Origin of the sequence: Nocardia terrae (genome assembly GCF_009760405.1) — a bacterium.
In the GTDB taxonomy this organism is placed as follows: Bacteria; Actinomycetota; Actinomycetes; order Mycobacteriales; family Mycobacteriaceae; genus Nocardia; species Nocardia terrae.
This window is the reverse complement of record NZ_WRPP01000001.1, coordinates 1,233,858-1,248,351: the sequence shown is the minus strand read 5'-3', so window position 1 is coordinate 1,248,351 and position 14,494 is coordinate 1,233,858. Positions and strand designations below refer to the sequence as shown.

At 68.8% G+C, this 14,494-nt stretch carries 18 protein-coding genes; 6 read left to right on the top strand and 12 right to left on the bottom strand.

The features are described from left to right. Positions 1 to 53: 53 nt before the first annotated feature. Complete coding sequence (locus tag GPX89_RS05725) at positions 54 to 1,340, top strand: alkaline phosphatase family protein (protein ID WP_198347266.1); 1,287 nt, start codon at positions 54 to 56, stop codon at positions 1,338 to 1,340. Positions 1,341 to 1,381: 41 nt separating this feature from the next. Here the strand turns inward: GPX89_RS05725 and GPX89_RS05720 are convergent, their stop codons facing one another. Together GPX89_RS05720 and GPX89_RS05715 are read right to left on the bottom strand one after the other, a co-directional pair. Continuing rightward, on the bottom strand, positions 1,382 to 1,870 hold the full coding sequence (locus GPX89_RS05720; RefSeq protein ID WP_157355459.1) for a carboxymuconolactone decarboxylase family protein: 489 nt from the start codon (positions 1,868 to 1,870) through the stop codon (positions 1,382 to 1,384). A 19-nt stretch (positions 1,871 to 1,889) separates the two neighbouring features. Next, positions 1,890 to 2,957, bottom strand: coding sequence for an NAD(P)H-dependent amine dehydrogenase family protein (locus tag GPX89_RS05715; protein WP_157355458.1), 1,068 nt, complete (start codon positions 2,955 to 2,957; stop codon positions 1,890 to 1,892). 58 nt (positions 2,958 to 3,015) lie between these two features. Here GPX89_RS05715 and GPX89_RS05710 point away from each other — a divergent pair, with 58 nt between their 5' ends. Both GPX89_RS05710 and GPX89_RS05705 read left to right on the top strand, forming a co-directional pair. Next, on the top strand, positions 3,016 to 3,492 hold the full coding sequence (locus GPX89_RS05710) for a nuclear transport factor 2 family protein (RefSeq protein ID WP_157355457.1): 477 nt from the start codon (positions 3,016 to 3,018) through the stop codon (positions 3,490 to 3,492). A gap of 80 nt (positions 3,493 to 3,572) precedes the next feature. Continuing rightward, positions 3,573 to 3,935, top strand: a complete 363-nt coding sequence (locus GPX89_RS05705) for a DUF4189 domain-containing protein (RefSeq protein WP_157355456.1) — start codon at positions 3,573 to 3,575, stop codon at positions 3,933 to 3,935. A 67-nt stretch (positions 3,936 to 4,002) separates the two neighbouring features. Here GPX89_RS05705 and GPX89_RS05700 read toward each other — a convergent pair whose 3' ends face one another. Together GPX89_RS05700 and GPX89_RS05695 are read right to left on the bottom strand one after the other, a co-directional pair. After that, the gene (locus GPX89_RS05700; protein WP_157355455.1) at positions 4,003 to 4,680 is read right to left on the bottom strand and encodes an NADPH-dependent F420 reductase; all 678 of its coding nucleotides are present in this window, start codon (positions 4,678 to 4,680) and stop codon (positions 4,003 to 4,005) included. 99 nt (positions 4,681 to 4,779) lie between these two features. Further along, a complete protein-coding gene (locus tag GPX89_RS05695) occupies positions 4,780 to 5,103 on the bottom strand; it encodes an ArsR/SmtB family transcription factor (RefSeq protein ID WP_157355454.1) in 324 nt (107 codons plus the stop codon). A 111-nt stretch (positions 5,104 to 5,214) separates the two neighbouring features. Between GPX89_RS05695 and GPX89_RS05690 the strand changes: the two genes are divergently transcribed. Then, positions 5,215 to 6,468 (top strand): MFS transporter, encoded by a 1,254-nt coding sequence (locus GPX89_RS05690; protein ID WP_157355453.1) that lies wholly within the window; start codon positions 5,215 to 5,217, stop codon positions 6,466 to 6,468. 319 nt (positions 6,469 to 6,787) lie between these two features. On the opposite strand, the gene GPX89_RS05685 is transcribed toward GPX89_RS05690, so the two are convergent. Genes GPX89_RS05685 through GPX89_RS05675 form a run of 3 tightly spaced genes read right to left on the bottom strand, consistent with a single transcriptional unit; the run spans position 6,788 to position 9,587 of the window. Beyond that, a complete protein-coding gene (locus GPX89_RS05685; RefSeq protein WP_157355452.1) occupies positions 6,788 to 7,747 on the bottom strand; it encodes an isopenicillin N synthase family dioxygenase in 960 nt (319 codons plus the stop codon). Continuing rightward, entirely contained in the window at positions 7,744 to 8,193 is a 450-nt protein-coding gene (locus GPX89_RS05680) for a nucleoside deaminase (RefSeq protein WP_157355451.1), read from the bottom strand. Before GPX89_RS05680 ends, GPX89_RS05685 begins: the two co-directional genes overlap by 4 nt. A gap of 5 nt (positions 8,194 to 8,198) precedes the next feature. Further along, positions 8,199 to 9,587: a purine-cytosine permease family protein gene (locus GPX89_RS05675; RefSeq protein ID WP_157355450.1), complete on the bottom strand. Its 1,389-nt coding sequence runs from the start codon at positions 9,585 to 9,587 to the stop codon at positions 8,199 to 8,201. 127 nt (positions 9,588 to 9,714) lie between these two features. Between GPX89_RS05675 and GPX89_RS05670 the strand changes: the two genes are divergently transcribed. Next, entirely contained in the window at positions 9,715 to 10,557 is an 843-nt protein-coding gene (locus GPX89_RS05670; RefSeq protein ID WP_235946667.1) for an SCO6745 family protein, read from the top strand. A 20-nt stretch (positions 10,558 to 10,577) separates the two neighbouring features. Here the strand turns inward: GPX89_RS05670 and GPX89_RS44330 are convergent, their stop codons facing one another. After that, positions 10,578 to 11,153 (bottom strand): TetR/AcrR family transcriptional regulator, encoded by a 576-nt coding sequence (locus GPX89_RS44330; protein WP_328601535.1) that lies wholly within the window; start codon positions 11,151 to 11,153, stop codon positions 10,578 to 10,580. 76 nt (positions 11,154 to 11,229) lie between these two features. On the opposite strand from GPX89_RS44330, the gene GPX89_RS05660 reads away from it, so the two are divergent. Continuing rightward, complete coding sequence (locus GPX89_RS05660) at positions 11,230 to 11,694, top strand: cupin domain-containing protein (protein WP_157355449.1); 465 nt, start codon at positions 11,230 to 11,232, stop codon at positions 11,692 to 11,694. Positions 11,695 to 11,711: 17 nt separating this feature from the next. On the opposite strand, the gene GPX89_RS05655 is transcribed toward GPX89_RS05660, so the two are convergent. From GPX89_RS05655 to GPX89_RS05640, 4 genes are all read right to left on the bottom strand, one after another. After that, positions 11,712 to 12,254, bottom strand: a complete 543-nt coding sequence (locus GPX89_RS05655; protein WP_157355448.1) for a Clp protease N-terminal domain-containing protein — start codon at positions 12,252 to 12,254, stop codon at positions 11,712 to 11,714. Between the two features lie 4 nt (positions 12,255 to 12,258). After that, positions 12,259 to 12,501 carry a hypothetical protein gene (locus GPX89_RS05650; RefSeq protein ID WP_157355447.1) on the bottom strand — a complete coding sequence of 81 codons (243 nt, stop codon included), beginning with the start codon at positions 12,499 to 12,501 and terminating at the stop codon, positions 12,259 to 12,261. 62 nt (positions 12,502 to 12,563) lie between these two features. Further along, entirely contained in the window at positions 12,564 to 13,136 is a 573-nt protein-coding gene (locus GPX89_RS44325) for a methyltransferase family protein (protein WP_157355446.1), read from the bottom strand. 132 nt (positions 13,137 to 13,268) lie between these two features. Next, on the bottom strand, positions 13,269 to 14,483 hold the full coding sequence (locus tag GPX89_RS05640) for an FAD-dependent monooxygenase (protein ID WP_157355445.1): 1,215 nt from the start codon (positions 14,481 to 14,483) through the stop codon (positions 13,269 to 13,271). Positions 14,484 to 14,494: the final 11 nt, after the last annotated feature.

The window sequence follows — 14,494 nt, the reverse complement described above, 5'->3', positions numbered from 1 at the left end:
CGCGGACAAGCAATCCTCGTTGCCGAAAGGGCCTGCCCCGCGATTCTTAGTTCGTGACTGTTCTTCTTCGCCGAACCGCGAGCCGCAGAAGCGTCCTGGCCGGAGCCGGAGCGATCGCGCTCGGCGCGGCCGTCGGATGCAAGACCTCCGAGACCGAGACCCCGAGCGCCACCACGTCCCCGCTGCCCGCACCCGCGGACTGCGGGATCGACCACATCGTCGTGGTGATGATGGAGAACCGCTCGTTCGACCACTACCTGGGCTGGCTGCCCGGAGCGAACGGCAAACAGGCGGGGTTGGCGTTCACCGACCGGAACGGTGTGGCGCGCAAGACTTTCCACCTGGGCAATGCGCAGGGCTGCCAGTACATGGACCCGGACCACTCCTTCGAGGGCGGGCGCACCGCGCTCAACGACGGCAAGTGCGACGGCTGGCTGCGCGCCGGGACCAACGACGAGTTCGCCATCGGCTACTACCAGCGGAGCGATCTCGGCTTCTACGACAAGGCCGCGCCCGCATGGACGGTGTGCGACAACTATTTCGCGGCGATCATGGCCGAGACCTACCCGAACCGGGTCTACCAGCACGCGGCGCAGACCGACCGCATCCACAACTCGACGACCGTCTCGACCCTGCCGACCATCTGGGATCTGCTGGCGGAGAAGCAGATCCAGGCCCGCTATTACTTCCACGACGTGCCGTTCCTGGCGGCATGGGGCGCCAAGTACCTGTCCATCAGCCACCTGTTCTCGACCTTCCTGTCCGACTGTGCGGCCGGGACGCTGCCCGCGGTCTCGTTCGTGGACCCCAAGTTCCTCGACGAGGCGACCGGCACCTCGGCCGACGATCATCCGCACGCCGATATCCGTGCGGGACAGGCATTTCTGAACCAGGTGTATCGGGCCGTCACCAAGGGCCCGGCCTGGTCCCGTACGCTGCTGATCGTCAACTACGACGAGTGGGGCGGCTTCTTCGACCACGTACCGCCGCAGGTCGCCCCCGACGCCAACCCGGACTGGGGACTGCGCGGATTCCGGGTGCCGTGCCTGGTCGTCTCGCCGCGGGCGCGGCGCAAGCACGTGGCGCACGAGGTGTACGACCACACCTCGGTGTTGAAGGCCATCGAATGGCGCTGGGGCCTGCGGTCTTTGACTCCCCGGGATGCCGCCGCCCGCAATATCGCCGAGGTGCTGGACTTCACCGGCGCACCGAATCTGGATGCCCCGCAATGGGATGTGGCGGCCGCGTCGTCGCAGCGGTGCACGCCGCTCGTCGCCGCCGACTTCGAACAGTGGACCGCGCTGCGCAAACTGGCCGAGGCAGCGGGCTGGCGCTTCTGAGGCTTTCGGAGAACTGCGCTTCCGAGGTCTCGGAGAACTGCCTACTGCTGGGTGTGGCCGGGCAGGACGCAGACGGCGTCGAGGCCCAGGACGTGGTTGAGGCGGCCGAAGGCGAGCCAGGAGCCCAGACACATGGACAGTTCGACGATTTCGGTGTCGGTGTAGAGCTGCTTCATGCGGTCGAAGAACTCGTCGTCGAGGCTGTGGTGATCGAGGGCGTAGACCTCGGCGTATTCGGCGGCCATGCGGGTGCGGTCGTCGAAGTTCTCGGTGGTGCGCCAGTTGGTCACGTCCTCGGCGAAGGACTCCTCGACCTTGTCGCCGCCGCGGTCGGTGCGCCAGTCCAGACAGAACAGGCAGCCGTTGATCTGGGCGATGCGCAGGCGGGCGGCCTCGAATTCGCGCAGGCCCAGGGTGGAGTGGGAGTAGACGGCGAGGGAGAAGTTGGAGGCGGCGACACCGATGCCGGGGACCATTTCGCCCCAGACGTAGCCGATGGGGTCCTTGCCCACAGGGATGTCGATGATCATTTCGGACTCCTTTGAAATGTCACTGCCGGCCGAGCGTGCCGTAGGGCAGCGGGACGTCGAGGGCGTCGTAGAGGCCGGGCGCGGCCTCGGCCAGCCAGGGAATCGCGTTGACCAATCTGCCGACGGCCGTGGCGTTTCCGCCCGCGGAGTGATTGCCGTCCTCGTCGGTGGCCTGGACGGTGATCTCGATGCGCGGGCGGCCCTCGATCAGGACGCGGTGCGCGCCGGCACCGCTGGGCGGCTGCGGCCAGTCCGGCGCGCAGCTCGGGTGAATTCTGGTGACGTGTTCGATGACGATGCGGGGGCTGCCGTCGACGATGCCCTGCACCTCGAAGCGGACCGCGCCCTGGGTACCGGCCTCGAACTTGCCCATGAGCTCGGTCTCGACGGTGTCGTCGAGGGCGCGGCGGTCCACGACCTCGCGAATGTCGGTGAGCGCCACGCCGAGTCCGCGCGCGATGAGGCGAATCTGGCCGCCCCACACCATGGTCGGGACCGTGGGCGCGAGCATGGGCGGCTGATAGTCCATGGGCTGGCCCATGCCGACCAGGTAGCGCACCGAGTCGGGCTGGTCGTAGGTGGTGTAGTCGAAGATCTCCTGGCAGCGCAGCACGTCGATGGTGCTGCCCAGGCCGCTCATGAGCAGCGGCAGGACGTCGTTGCCCCAGCCGGGGTCGATACCGGAGACGAACAGCGCGCCGCCGCCCTCGGTGGCCGCCTTGGAGACCCGGTCGCTGAGTTCGGCCGGTGCGCTGCGGTGGTCGTAGAGCGCGTAGAGCGCCGGGGTCACCACCACGGCTCCGGTGCGCAGGGCGCGTTCGATGTCGGCGAGGGCGTCGTCGGGGCGGATGTCTCCGGAGGCGGCGTAGACGATCGCGCGGGGGCTCGCGGCCAGGGCGGCGTCGACGTCGTCGGTGGCGGCGATCCCGGATTCGGTGTCCAGTCCGGCCAATTCGCCGGCGTCGCGGCCGACCTTGGCGGGGTTGTGGACCAGGACGCCGGTCAGTTCCAGTCCGGGGTGGGCGGTGACGGCCCGGATGGCGGCCCGGCCGACATTGCCGGTACCCCAGACCAGCGTGGAAATCATGAAACGGAACGTAGCAAATGCTTGGTAGGTGCATGTCCGATTCGGCTACATTGCGGTGATGGATTTCGAAGCACTCGAGGCGATTCGCCAACTCAAGTACCGCTACCTGCGCACCCTCGATCTGAAACTGTGGGACGAGTTCGCCGACACCCTGTGCGAGGACATCGTCGGCGCGTACGGCTCCCCCTCGGGCGGGCTGCCCGCCGAGTTCCAGGGCCGCGACTCGATCGTCGACTTCATGCGCAATGCGCTCAGCGCCAACATCATCACCGTGCACGTGGCCAATCACCCGGAGATCACCGTCGACGGGGACACCGCCACCGGCAGCTGGTGCATGGAGGACACCGTCATCGCCGCCGATTACGGCCTGCTGATTCGCGGCGCGGCCTACTACAACGACACCTACCGCCGCGAGGACGGCGTGTGGCGCATCGCCTCCACCGGATACGAGCGCATCTACGAGTCCAAACAGTCCACCGCGGACCTGCCCGGCTACGCGCTACTGGCCAATCGCTGGGCGCCCGAACAGGTCTGAGCCCGCGGGACCCGATTAACACGCGGCAGATTTCTGTCGATCATGATGGCGATATCGCTTCGATCAACGCTAGGACCATCATGCGCAAGACTCTGTACGCCCTGTCCGGCCTCGCCTTCGCCACCGCCGCCGCGGTACTGCCCACCGCCCCCGCACAGGCGGCGGGCGGCGCGTGGGGCGCGATCGCAGTGTCCGACTACGGAGATCTGGGCTGGGCCTGGAACTACGACACCGAGGACGAGGCGAATCAGGCCGCCGTCGACAAGTGCGCGAAGGCCAGCTGCTCGGTCATCACCACCTTCCCGCAGTGCGGGGCGGCGGCCTTCTCGAACTCGATGAACAAGTACACCGGCGGATACGGCGCGACCCCGGAGGACGCCGAGGCGAACGCCCGGTGGTACCCCGACTCGACCATCGTGCGCACGGCCATCTGCAACGACTGACCACCCGGAGCCGGACCATCGCGTCCGGCTCCGAACCTCCTGCACCGGAGCGTCTTTCGCTGGCTCCTCAGCGCTCGGCGGCCTCGACCGCCTTGCGGACCTTCGCCGCGTCGGCCGGTGCGCCCTCGTGCTCCCAGAACGGCTGGGCCGCCCCGTAGGGGATTCCGTAGACCGGGGTGTCCGGCTGGGTGCGCCAGCTGTCGGCGAGCGTGCCGATATCGATGGTGTCGTAGCCGAGCGCGCTGATGAACTCCGCCACAGCGATTTTCGCGATGGCGTCGTCACCGGAGATCGGCAGCGCGGTGCGGTCGGCGGCCCCGGCCGGGCGGGCCAGCGTGGCCAGGTGCTCGAAGTAGATGTTGTTGAACGCCTTCACGACTCGCGAGCGCGGCAGATGCCGCTGCAGCAGTTCGGAACTGGTGGCCACCCCGGCCGCCAGGTCCGGGAATTCGCCGTCGCGGTCCGGGTAGTAGTTGTTGGTGTCGATGACCACCTTGCCGACCAGCGGGTCGGCCGGAACGTCCCGGTACGCCTTGAGCGGCACGGTCACCACCACGATGTCCCCCGCCGCGGCCGCCTCGGCCGGAGTACCGGCCCGCGCCTTCTCCCCCAGCTCGGTGACGAGTTCGGCCAGCGTCTCCGGCCCTCGCGAATTGCTCAGCACCACATCGATCCCCGCGGCTACCGCCAGCCGAGCCAGCGTGCCGCCGATATTCCCACTCCCGATCAACCCAAGCGTCGTCATGCCCGCTCCCAACGCACCCCCGCCGCCCAATGTTCCCGAACCCGTTGAGTGGCACATCAGCGAGGGGATTTGCCCGATTTCCCCTCGCTGATGTGCCGCTCAACGTTCATCGAGGGAGGTGGCGGCGGTGAGGGCGGCGTCGAGGACGCCGGGGAAGCGGGTGTCGAGGTCGGTGCGGCGGAGGGAGACGAAGCGGTTGCGGCCGTCTTGACGGGTGGTGATGAGGCCGGATTCGCGGAGGACCCGGAAGTGGTGGGACATGGTGGATTTGTGGACGTCGATGCCCTCGGCGGCGGCGGCGCAGGCGTGTTCGGCGTCGTCGGCGAGGGTGGCGAGCAGGCGCAGGCGGACCTGGTCGGACAGGGCGTGCATGACGGCGACGAATTCGATGTCGCCGGTGGCGGGTTGGGGCAGGTACCGCATGGCGTCACCCTAGCAATAGTTGGATTGTTTGACATCTATCAAACCGTCTTCATAGTATGACGGACGTCAAACTAACGCGGATTCCCGCTCACCCACCACGAGGAGTCTCGGGTGAATTCACGACTGATCGCCTTGGCACTGGGGACATTTGCCATCGGCATCGACGCCTTCGTCACCGCCGGACTGGTCACGCCGGTGTCGGCCGACCTCGGGGTCTCGACCTCGGCGGCCGGGCAGCTGGTCACCGTCTTCGCGCTGTCCTACGCGGTGCTGTCGCCGATCCTGGCCACGGCCACCGCGCAGCTGTCCCGGAAAAGGGTGCTGCTCATCGCTTTATCGCTGTTCGTGCTCGGCAATGTGGTCACCGCATCGGCCGGAGCCTTCGCGCTCGTCCTCGCCTCGCGGGTGATCGCGGCGGCGGGCGCGTCCATGTACACGCCGAACGCGACGGCCGTGGCGGCCGCGCTGTCCGCACCCGAACGGCGCGGGCGGGCCATCTCGGTGGTCATCGGCGGATTGACCGTGGCCACCGCGCTGGGCGTGCCGATCGGCTCCTGGATCGGCGGCGCGTTCAGCTGGCGGGCCACGCTGTGGCTGGTCGCGGCGCTCGGCGCGGTCGCGCTCGCGAGCGTGGCGGCGATCGTCCCGGCGGTGCACCTGCCCGCGCCCGCGCGGCTGCGGGAACGCTTGATGCCGTTGCGCGACAGGACGATCGCCACCGGCCTGCTGCACGCGGTGCTGCTGTTCGGCGGAATGTTCACCGTCTACACGTATTTGGCCGCCGCCATGCATCCGGCGACCGGCGGCAGCACCGGCCGATTCACGATCCTGCTGTGGGTCTACGGCCTCATGGCCGTGGCGGGCAGCACGCTCGGCGGCCGGCTGGTCGACCGCCTCGGCTCACGGAAGATCATGCCGCTCACCCTGATCGGTGCGGGCGTGGTCGTGGCCCTGATCCAGGCGGCCGGACAACACTTCGCCACCGCCCTGATCTGGTGCGTGGCCTTCGGCATCCCCGGCTGGATCTGGGCTGTGGCACAACAACATCGGCTGGTGGAACTCTCACCCCAGGGCTCGCCGCTGCTGCTCGGCCTCAACGCCTCGGCCCAGTACTTCGGCATCGCCATCGGCGGCGCGGCAGGCGGCCTCGGCCTGCAGTGGTGGGGCGCGGACTCACTCGGCTGGATCGGCGTGATTCTGGTGATCGGCGCGCTAGGACTACTGGCGATCAGCCTGCACGCAGCGACCAACCGGTCCACCGACCCGGCCGCTACTCCGCCCCCACTCCCCACCGCGCCCGCAGCCAACACCACTCCCCCGAGTATGACGAATACCGTGCCCGCACCGGGAACAGCGACCGCGTGACTCATCACCCAGCCGATCCAGGTAGCCGCCCTTGCATCGGGATCCGCTTCCAACACAGCCAGTTCCGGCCCACCACATACTCGGGCGATGCGTCTCGGCGAGCAAGGGCCGGAGCCCCGTGCGCATCGCCCCACGCGATGGATGATCGAAGCACCGGACCCCACCGCTCGCCGGCCGCATGACGGCCGAGCTCCCCCGCAATGGTGCGGAGGCGACCGCCGGAATAGTCGAAGGCTGCGGATGAGGATCGCTCCCACGGCCGCCGATCGTGATGCGACGGCCGTGGGAACTCGTCAGATGGTCTGAGAGGGTTCATCTTTCAGCCGAGGGTGATGGCGTCGAGGCGGGTGCGGAGGAACTCGGCGGAGATGACCGGTTTCAGGCCGGGGACGCGGCCGATGGGTGGCTCGAGGGGTGTCACCCGGGCGTCGTGGTCGAGTTCGTAGAAGTAGATGAGGGAGATCAGGTCCTCGTCGGGGGCGGATTGCTGGGGCGGCAGGACGCGGTGGCGGCCGGCGGGCCAGCGCTGGCCGCTCCAATGGGCCAGCAGGTCACCGATGTTCACGGTGAGGGCGGCGGGGTCGTAGGGTGCGTCTTCCCAGCCGCCCTCGTCGGTGTAGACCTGCAGGCCGCCCGCGCCGGGTTCGCGGTCCAGGACGGTGACGGTGCCGAAATCGGTGTGCGGTCCGATGCGGAACTGGCCCGGCTCGGGCGGGCCGACCTCGGCCAGGGGTGGGTAGTGGTTGATATTGCAGGTCCAGGTGGGTCGGCTCGCCAGGCCCTGAAACGGGTTGTGCGGCAGGGCGAGTGCCGCGGCGAACAGGGCCAGCAGCTCGTCGGAGAGCGTGTGCACGGCGGCGGTGTAGGCGAGGAACAGCTCGCGCAACTCGCTCACCTCGGCGGGCCACACATTGTCGAGGAACCAGACCTCGTCGACGAGCGGGTCACCGGTGCGGGTGTCCGCGCCGATGGCGAAGGTCTCCTTGAGGTCGGGCGGGGTCTCGGTGCCCTCGGCGTAGCCATTGGCCTCGAGGCCGGGACCGATCCAGCCGCGGCCGCCGACCGAGACCGCGTACTGTTGCTTCACCGCCTCGGGCAGGGCGAAGAAGCGCCGGGCCGCCGCGCGCAGGGCGGCCGGAAGTCCTTCCGGCACACCGTGTCCGCGCACCAGCAGGAACCCGGCGCGCTGCATGCCCGCGTCCACCTCGCGCAGCACCCGGTCCGCGGCTTCGCCGCCTGCGCGCCAACGGTCCAGGTCGATGGTCGCGATCGCGGTCATTCGGCCACTCCGATGTCCTCGTTCCACAGCTCGGGCCGTTCGGCGATGAAGCGGGTCATCATGTCGACGCAGGCCGGGTCGTCCAGCACCGTGATCGAGACACCGTGCGCGGCAAGCCAATCGTGGCCGCCGGTGAAGGTGCGGGACTCCCCGACGATGACCGCGCCGATGCCGAACTGGCGGACCAGCCCGCTGCAGTACCAGCACGGGGACAGCGTGGTCACCATGATGGTGTCGCGGTAGTCGCGGCGGCGGCCCGCATTGCGGAAGGCGTCGGTCTCGGCGTGCACGCTCGGATCGTCGTTCTGGACGCGGCGATTGTGGCCGCGGCCGAGCAGATTCCCCGCGCTGTCGAACAGGGCCGCGCCGATCGGGATTCCGCCCTCCCGCAATCCGAGCATCGCTTCGTCGTAGGCGGTGGTCAGCAGATCCTGTGCGTTGATCATGTCGATCATGCTGCCACCGGTACCCGCGAAAGCCGGGAGCGGTTGACGGCCACGTAAGCCGCGCCGGAGAGGAGGAACCCGACGAAGAAGGTGATGTCACCGAGTTGCGGGACCGCCTTGGCGACGGCTCCGACGAACTTCTCCTGATTGGAGAACAACAGCACCGACACCACCAGGCCGACCAGGAACGCGCCCACGCCACCCCAATTCGTGTGGGAGCGGTCGTAGAGCAGGTCGTCGACGCGCTGCCCGCGGCGCAGGTACTCATCGGCGAAGACCACGCCCAGCCACGGGCCGATCCAGTACGCCACGATCAGCAGGAAGCCCTCGTAGCTGGCGGCCGCGTCGGGCAGCGCCCACCAGGCGACCAGGAATCCGATCACGCCGAAGGCCGCCGACACCACCGCCCGCTGTGCCCGCAGCGAGAATCGGAATCCCATGGTGACGAAGGCCATCGCGCCCGAATAGACGTTGAGCGCATTGGCCGCCACCGCTCCGACCGCGATGGCCAGCAGGGTCAGATCCGCCAGCGGCGTGGACAGATTCGCGGTGAACACATCGGTCGGGCTGCCCTGCGCCGAGCCGGTCACCGTGGCCGAGGCCGCGCCCACTACTTCCAGCCAGAGGCAGGACAGGAACAGTCCGGCCGAGGCGTAGCCGCCGGTCGCGCGCCGTGACGAGGAGACCGGCAGATACCGGGAGTAGTCGGCGGCGTACGGGTTCCAACCCGCGCCGTAACCGAACGCGGTGCCGACGGTCAGCAGGAATCCGCCCATGCCGCCCACTCCCCCGGCCGGGGCGGGCGCGCCCAGGTGCGCCTTGCTGAAGATCACCACGGTGACGAGCGCGAAGACGATCGCCAGCAGGGGGAATGCGATGCGCTCGACGGCCTGCACCAGATTGTGGCCGAAGAACGCGAACGCCGTCTGCACCACCACGATCACCAGCAGCGCGGGCACCTTCGGCAGTCCGGTCAGGGAGTTCAGCGCGAACGCCCCGCTCACCGAGTTGGTGGCGAACCAGCCGACACCGCACATGATCGACATGAACGCGGCGGGCAGCTTGTTGCCCCGATAGCCGAAAGCCAAGCGCCCCAGCACCATTTGCGGAACGCCGTGCAGCGGGCCGCGCGCCGACAGCAGATAGTGCGCCGCCGCCCCGAGGGCGGTGCCGACCGCCAGGCCCAGGCTCGCCTGCCAGAAGTTCATGCCGTAGGCGGTGACCGCCAGCACGCCCACGAACACCGTGGCGAACTCCATATTCGGAGACATCCACGTCCAGAACAGTTTTCGAGGAGTCCCGTGCCGGGCGTCCTCGGGGATGAAGTCGTCGCCGCCCGGCTCCACGGCGATCACCCGGTCACCGTAGGCCGACCGCTCCTGAATCTCGGTCATGGGAGGAATTGTGCGACCCGGAATGTTGCGTGGATATGTGTTTGGGTTACCAGCAGATACCAAGTGTGTGACCCGGATTCGCACATCCTGGCTTCAGCTGGCTGTACTCAGCGGCTAGGGTGGGTCGATGGACACCGACCTCGCGCGGGACATGTGGCGCGTATTGGAACCGCTGCACGCCGTTTCCTACTTCTCCGCGGAGTGCCGGGCGGCCAACAAAGCGATCGGGCTGCGCGGCTTCTGGATGGGATACTTCGCGACCCGCTCGGCACCGCTGGGGGCGGTGGGCCCGTCGGTCGTGGAGGCCACCTTCTACGGTTTCCATCCCGCGATGGTCCGGCGGGCCATCCCCGACGCCTGGTCCTTCGCCACGCCCGACACGGTCATCGCCACCCGGACCATCGCGGCCGCCGCGGTGCTGCGAAACCTGGTGCCCGACATCACCACTGTCGCCGCGCGCACGGTGCCGCACCTGCGCGACGCGATCGCCGCCGCGGAGGTCGCGGGACGTCCGCTCTTCGCCGCCAACCGCGACCTGCCCGTCCCGGGTGACGCGGTGCACGCGCTGTGGCAGGCCGCCACCGCGCTGCGCGAGCATCGCGGCGACGGTCATGTGGCGTGCCTGCTGAGCGAGGGAATCGACGGCTGCGAGGCGCACGTCTTGTTCTCGGCCGCGCGGGGCGTACCACCCCAGTTGTGGCGCGACAATCGCGGCTGGAGCGAAACCGATTGGGAGGCAGCGCGAGAGCGCCTCATCGAGCGCAAACTGCTCGACGCCGAGGGCATCACCGACCCCGGCCGCGCCCTGCGCGAACACCTCGAGGCCCGCACCGACGCCCTGGCCATGACCGCCTACCGCGGGGTGCCGGGCATGCTCGAAACACTGTCGGTGCTCACCCCCGCCGCGCGTGCGGTGGCTCGCAGCGGCGAGGTCCCCTACCCCAACCCCATGGGCGCCGATCCGGCCTGACGCATACCTCGGCAAGGGCCTCAGGAGGACCGCAGACCCTCGAACAGCAGGGCCAGCAGCCGACGCCAGTCACCGCTGTCCGCCCGGATGGTCGCCGAGAGCGCGCCGACCACCATGTACACATCCGCGACCGTCAGATCGGCGCGCAATGCCCCTGCGGTGCAATCCGATTCGATGATGCCGCCGATCACCACCGCGAGCCGGTCGAGGGCCTCGCCGCGCGGTTCGCTGCCGCGCGAGTCGCGGGCGGCTTCGATCGCGGCCGACAATCCGCTGTCGGCCGCGAGGGTTTCACCGACATGGGTCAGGTAGCGCAGCAGACCCTGCCCCGGCTCGGCCCGCCGCAGGCACTCGGTGCGCGCGTATTCCTCGATCTCGGCGAAGCGTTGCGCGGCGGCGGCCTCGATGAGCGCGGCCTGGGTCGGGAAGTGCCGGTACACGGTGCCGATGCCGACACCGGCGGCGCGCGCCACCTCCGGGAGCTGCACTCGGCTTCCACGCTCCGCGAACAGGTTTCGCGCGGCTTCCAGGATGCGGTCGCGATTGCGCGAGGCGTCCGCACGCGCCTTGCGTGCCGGCGATGACGGGCTTGACACTCGGGTTCCCTCTCGGCCTACACTCGAAACGGAATCGGATTCCGGTTCCGTTTATCTCGATGGAGAGGGTACCACCATGTCCCGCAATCGATTTCTGCTGCTCGATCCCGGCACGGTCCGCCCCGGCCGCATTCCCCTGCCGCCCGCGTTCGCCGTGAAGGCCACCACCGCCGATACCGAAGGCCGCTTCTCGCTCTTGGAAGTCACTCTGGCACGCGATATTCCGCGCCATACCCACCATGTCGCCGACGAGAGCATCTACGTGCTCGACGGCATCCTCGAGGTGGAGTTCGACGACCGTGTCGTGCACGCCGCCGCCGGTGCGTTCGTGCTGCTCCCCCACGGTGTTCCGCATGCCCTGCGCCGCGGTTCCACACCCCCGCCGCGGCTCATCCAGATCTCCTCGCCGGGTGGCTGGGAGTGCTATCTGGAGGACCTGATCGAGGCCGGTCCGGCGGTGCTCACGGACGGCGCACTCGATCCGGCCAAGATCAATCCGATTGCCGCGCGGCACGAGATCCGGTACGAGACAGCTCGATAGGGTCCGGGATCGGCCGTTCAGCCTGCTCGCCGGGCGGTGCGGGTGAGGATGTCCGTGCGGAGCGCGGTGTGGTCGGCGGTCAGGTCGGTCAGCAATCGGTGTGCGAGGCCGTCGGTCTCGTGCAGCAGGCCCAGCAGCAGGTGCTCGGTGTCGACGCGTGGGGAGCCGAGTGCGCCCGCCTCGCGAACCGCGGTCGCCAGCACCTGTTGCGCGCCGGGGGTGAAGGCCGGGCGCGGGAATCGGAAGACGCCCGGCCCGAAGGACGCGTCGGCGCGTTGCCGGAGCGCGTCGACATCGATGCCCAGGGTGGCCAGCGCGTCGCGCGTCGGCTGTCCCCTGGTTTCGGGGATTCCGGCCTGCCGCGCCAGCGTCACCGTGTGGTCGCGGACGGCCTCGAGTTCGATGCCGTGCGCCCGCAAGACCTCGCTGCCGGTTCCGGCGGTCGCGCAGAGGCCGAGCAACAGGTGTTCGGCTCCGATGAAATCGTGCCCCAGCGCGAGCGCCGCGTCCTGCGCGTTGGCGACCGCCCGCTGTGCCAAGAGTGTGAATCGTTCGAACACGGATCTACTCCTTGCCGCTGACTTTTCTTCTGCCCGAGTGCTTCTCGTGCACCGACTGCTTGCTGACCCGCAGCGCCTCGGCGATCTGCTGCCAGCTCCAGCCACTGTCACGCGCGTTGTCCACCTGTACCCGCTCGAGTTCTTCGAGCAGCCGGCGCAGGGCCGCGACCGCGGCGAGTCCGACGGCCGGATCGGGATCGGTGACCTGCTCGGCCAATGCGGAGGTGGACAACGCTTCACCACTCATGCCGTCAGGTTAACCTGACGACCGGGGAGCGTCAAGAAATCCTGACGGGTCATCCGGTGGGATCACCAGACGCCGGGGACCAGCCGCTTGGTGGTGAGGCGGTAGTTCTCGTAGGGCGCGCCCAGGGTGTCGACCAGGGTCCGCTCTTCCAGGCGGATGCGGCGCAGGAAGGCGTAGACGGGGACGACCGTGGTGAGCAGCAGCGAGAGGTAGTTGGCCGAGGCGATGCCGAAACCGACGGTGATCAGCAGGACGCCCGTGTAGGAGGGGTGGCGGATCCAGTGGTAGGGGCCGTGGCTGACGACCGGCTGATCGGCGTCCACCTCGACGGTGGTGCGGAAGTGCTTGCCCAGCACCGTGATCGCCCAGGCCCGGATGGCCAGGCCGAGCCACATGAGGGCGATGCCGACCACCTGCCAGGGGACCACCGGACCGGGAAAACGCAGCGGGCTGTCGGCGGGCAGGAGGATTCCGGCGAAGCTGGCCACGGTCATGGCCGCCGCCACCAGCAGCATGATGGCCAGCCGGGTACCGCCGTCCCCCGCGGTGGAACCGGTGCCGCGCACCCGATCCCGCACTCGCAGGGCGATCTCGAATGCCACCCACGCCCAGGTGGTGTATACGGCGATGGTCACGTCCGGCGTTCCTTTCGAGCGATCCGACTTGTCGAGATTCCCATCCAACGACATATCCGCACATCAGGGATCCACCCGGAGAATGAGGATCCGCCGCCCCGGGTGGACCCCGGGGCCGAGCCGCGGTGCGGTTCAGTAGTCCTGCAGTCGAATGGCGTTGGCCGCCTTCTCGATCGGCTTCATGATCGAGCGCAGGGCCATGCCCTTCCACGGCAGCCGGACCATCACTCGCATGGCGGTCAGATGCAGGCGCAGGGTGCGGGCGTTGGACGCGACCATCTGGGTGGCGTTGTTCCAGCCCAGGGTGAGGTTCTCTTCGACGTATTCGCGCATGCGCTCCTGGTAGGCGGCGAAGGCCACGCGGTGATCACCGGCCGCGGCGTGGAGTTCACCGGCGAGGACGTACGCGCCGACCAAGGCCATGCTGGTGCCCTGCCCCGACAGCGGAGACGGGCAGTACGCGGCGTCGCCGACCAGGGCGACACGGCCCGAGGACCACCGCTCCAGGTGGATCTGACTCACCGTGTCGAAGTAGAAGTCGGGCGACTCCGGCATGGCGCGCAGCAGATCGGCCACCTCCCAGCCGCCGCCCGCGAACGCCTCGGCCACCAACCGCTGCTGGGTGGCGGTGTCGCGGCGGTCCGGCAGCTGCTCGGGGGCGGGAAAGATGAACTGCACCTTGGCCGTCGAACGCTGGGTGCTGTACATCTGCACGATGTGGCCGGGCGTGGGGTGGACGAGCTCCCAGTGATCGAGGTCCAGGTAGTTGGGCACCGAGATGACGCAGGCGGCCATGCCGGTGTGGCGGGCGAACTGCTCCTCCGCGCCGAAGATGCTGCGGCGCACCGTGGAATGCATGCCGTCGGCGCCGATCACCAGGTCGAACACCTGGGGCGCGGCGTGACGGAAGTGCACCTCGACGCCGTCGGCGTGCTCGACGAGCTCGGTGATGGCATCGCCGAAGCGGTAGTCCACGCCTGACTTGGTGGCGTCGAACAAGATCCGGGCCAGGTCCCCGCGCAGCACCTCGTCGTCGCCGGGCGAACGCATGCCGATCAGGTCCGGACCGAGAGTGGCGATGGCCTTGCCGTTCGCGTCCACCCACGCGCCACCGCGCATATCGGTGGAGGCCCCGCGGATCTCCTCGGACAGGCCCATGCGGTCGATGACTTCCATCGCCACGCCGCGCAGGTCGACCTTGTAGCCGCCTTCCCGCAGGGCCGGGGCCTGCTCCACGACGGTGACGGTGAAGCCGTACTTCGTCAGCCAGAAGGCGAGGGCCGGGCCCGCGACGCTGGCGCCGGAGATGAGGACGGTCTTGTTGGCGAACTGCTGTGTGCTGGTCATGACACGAACTT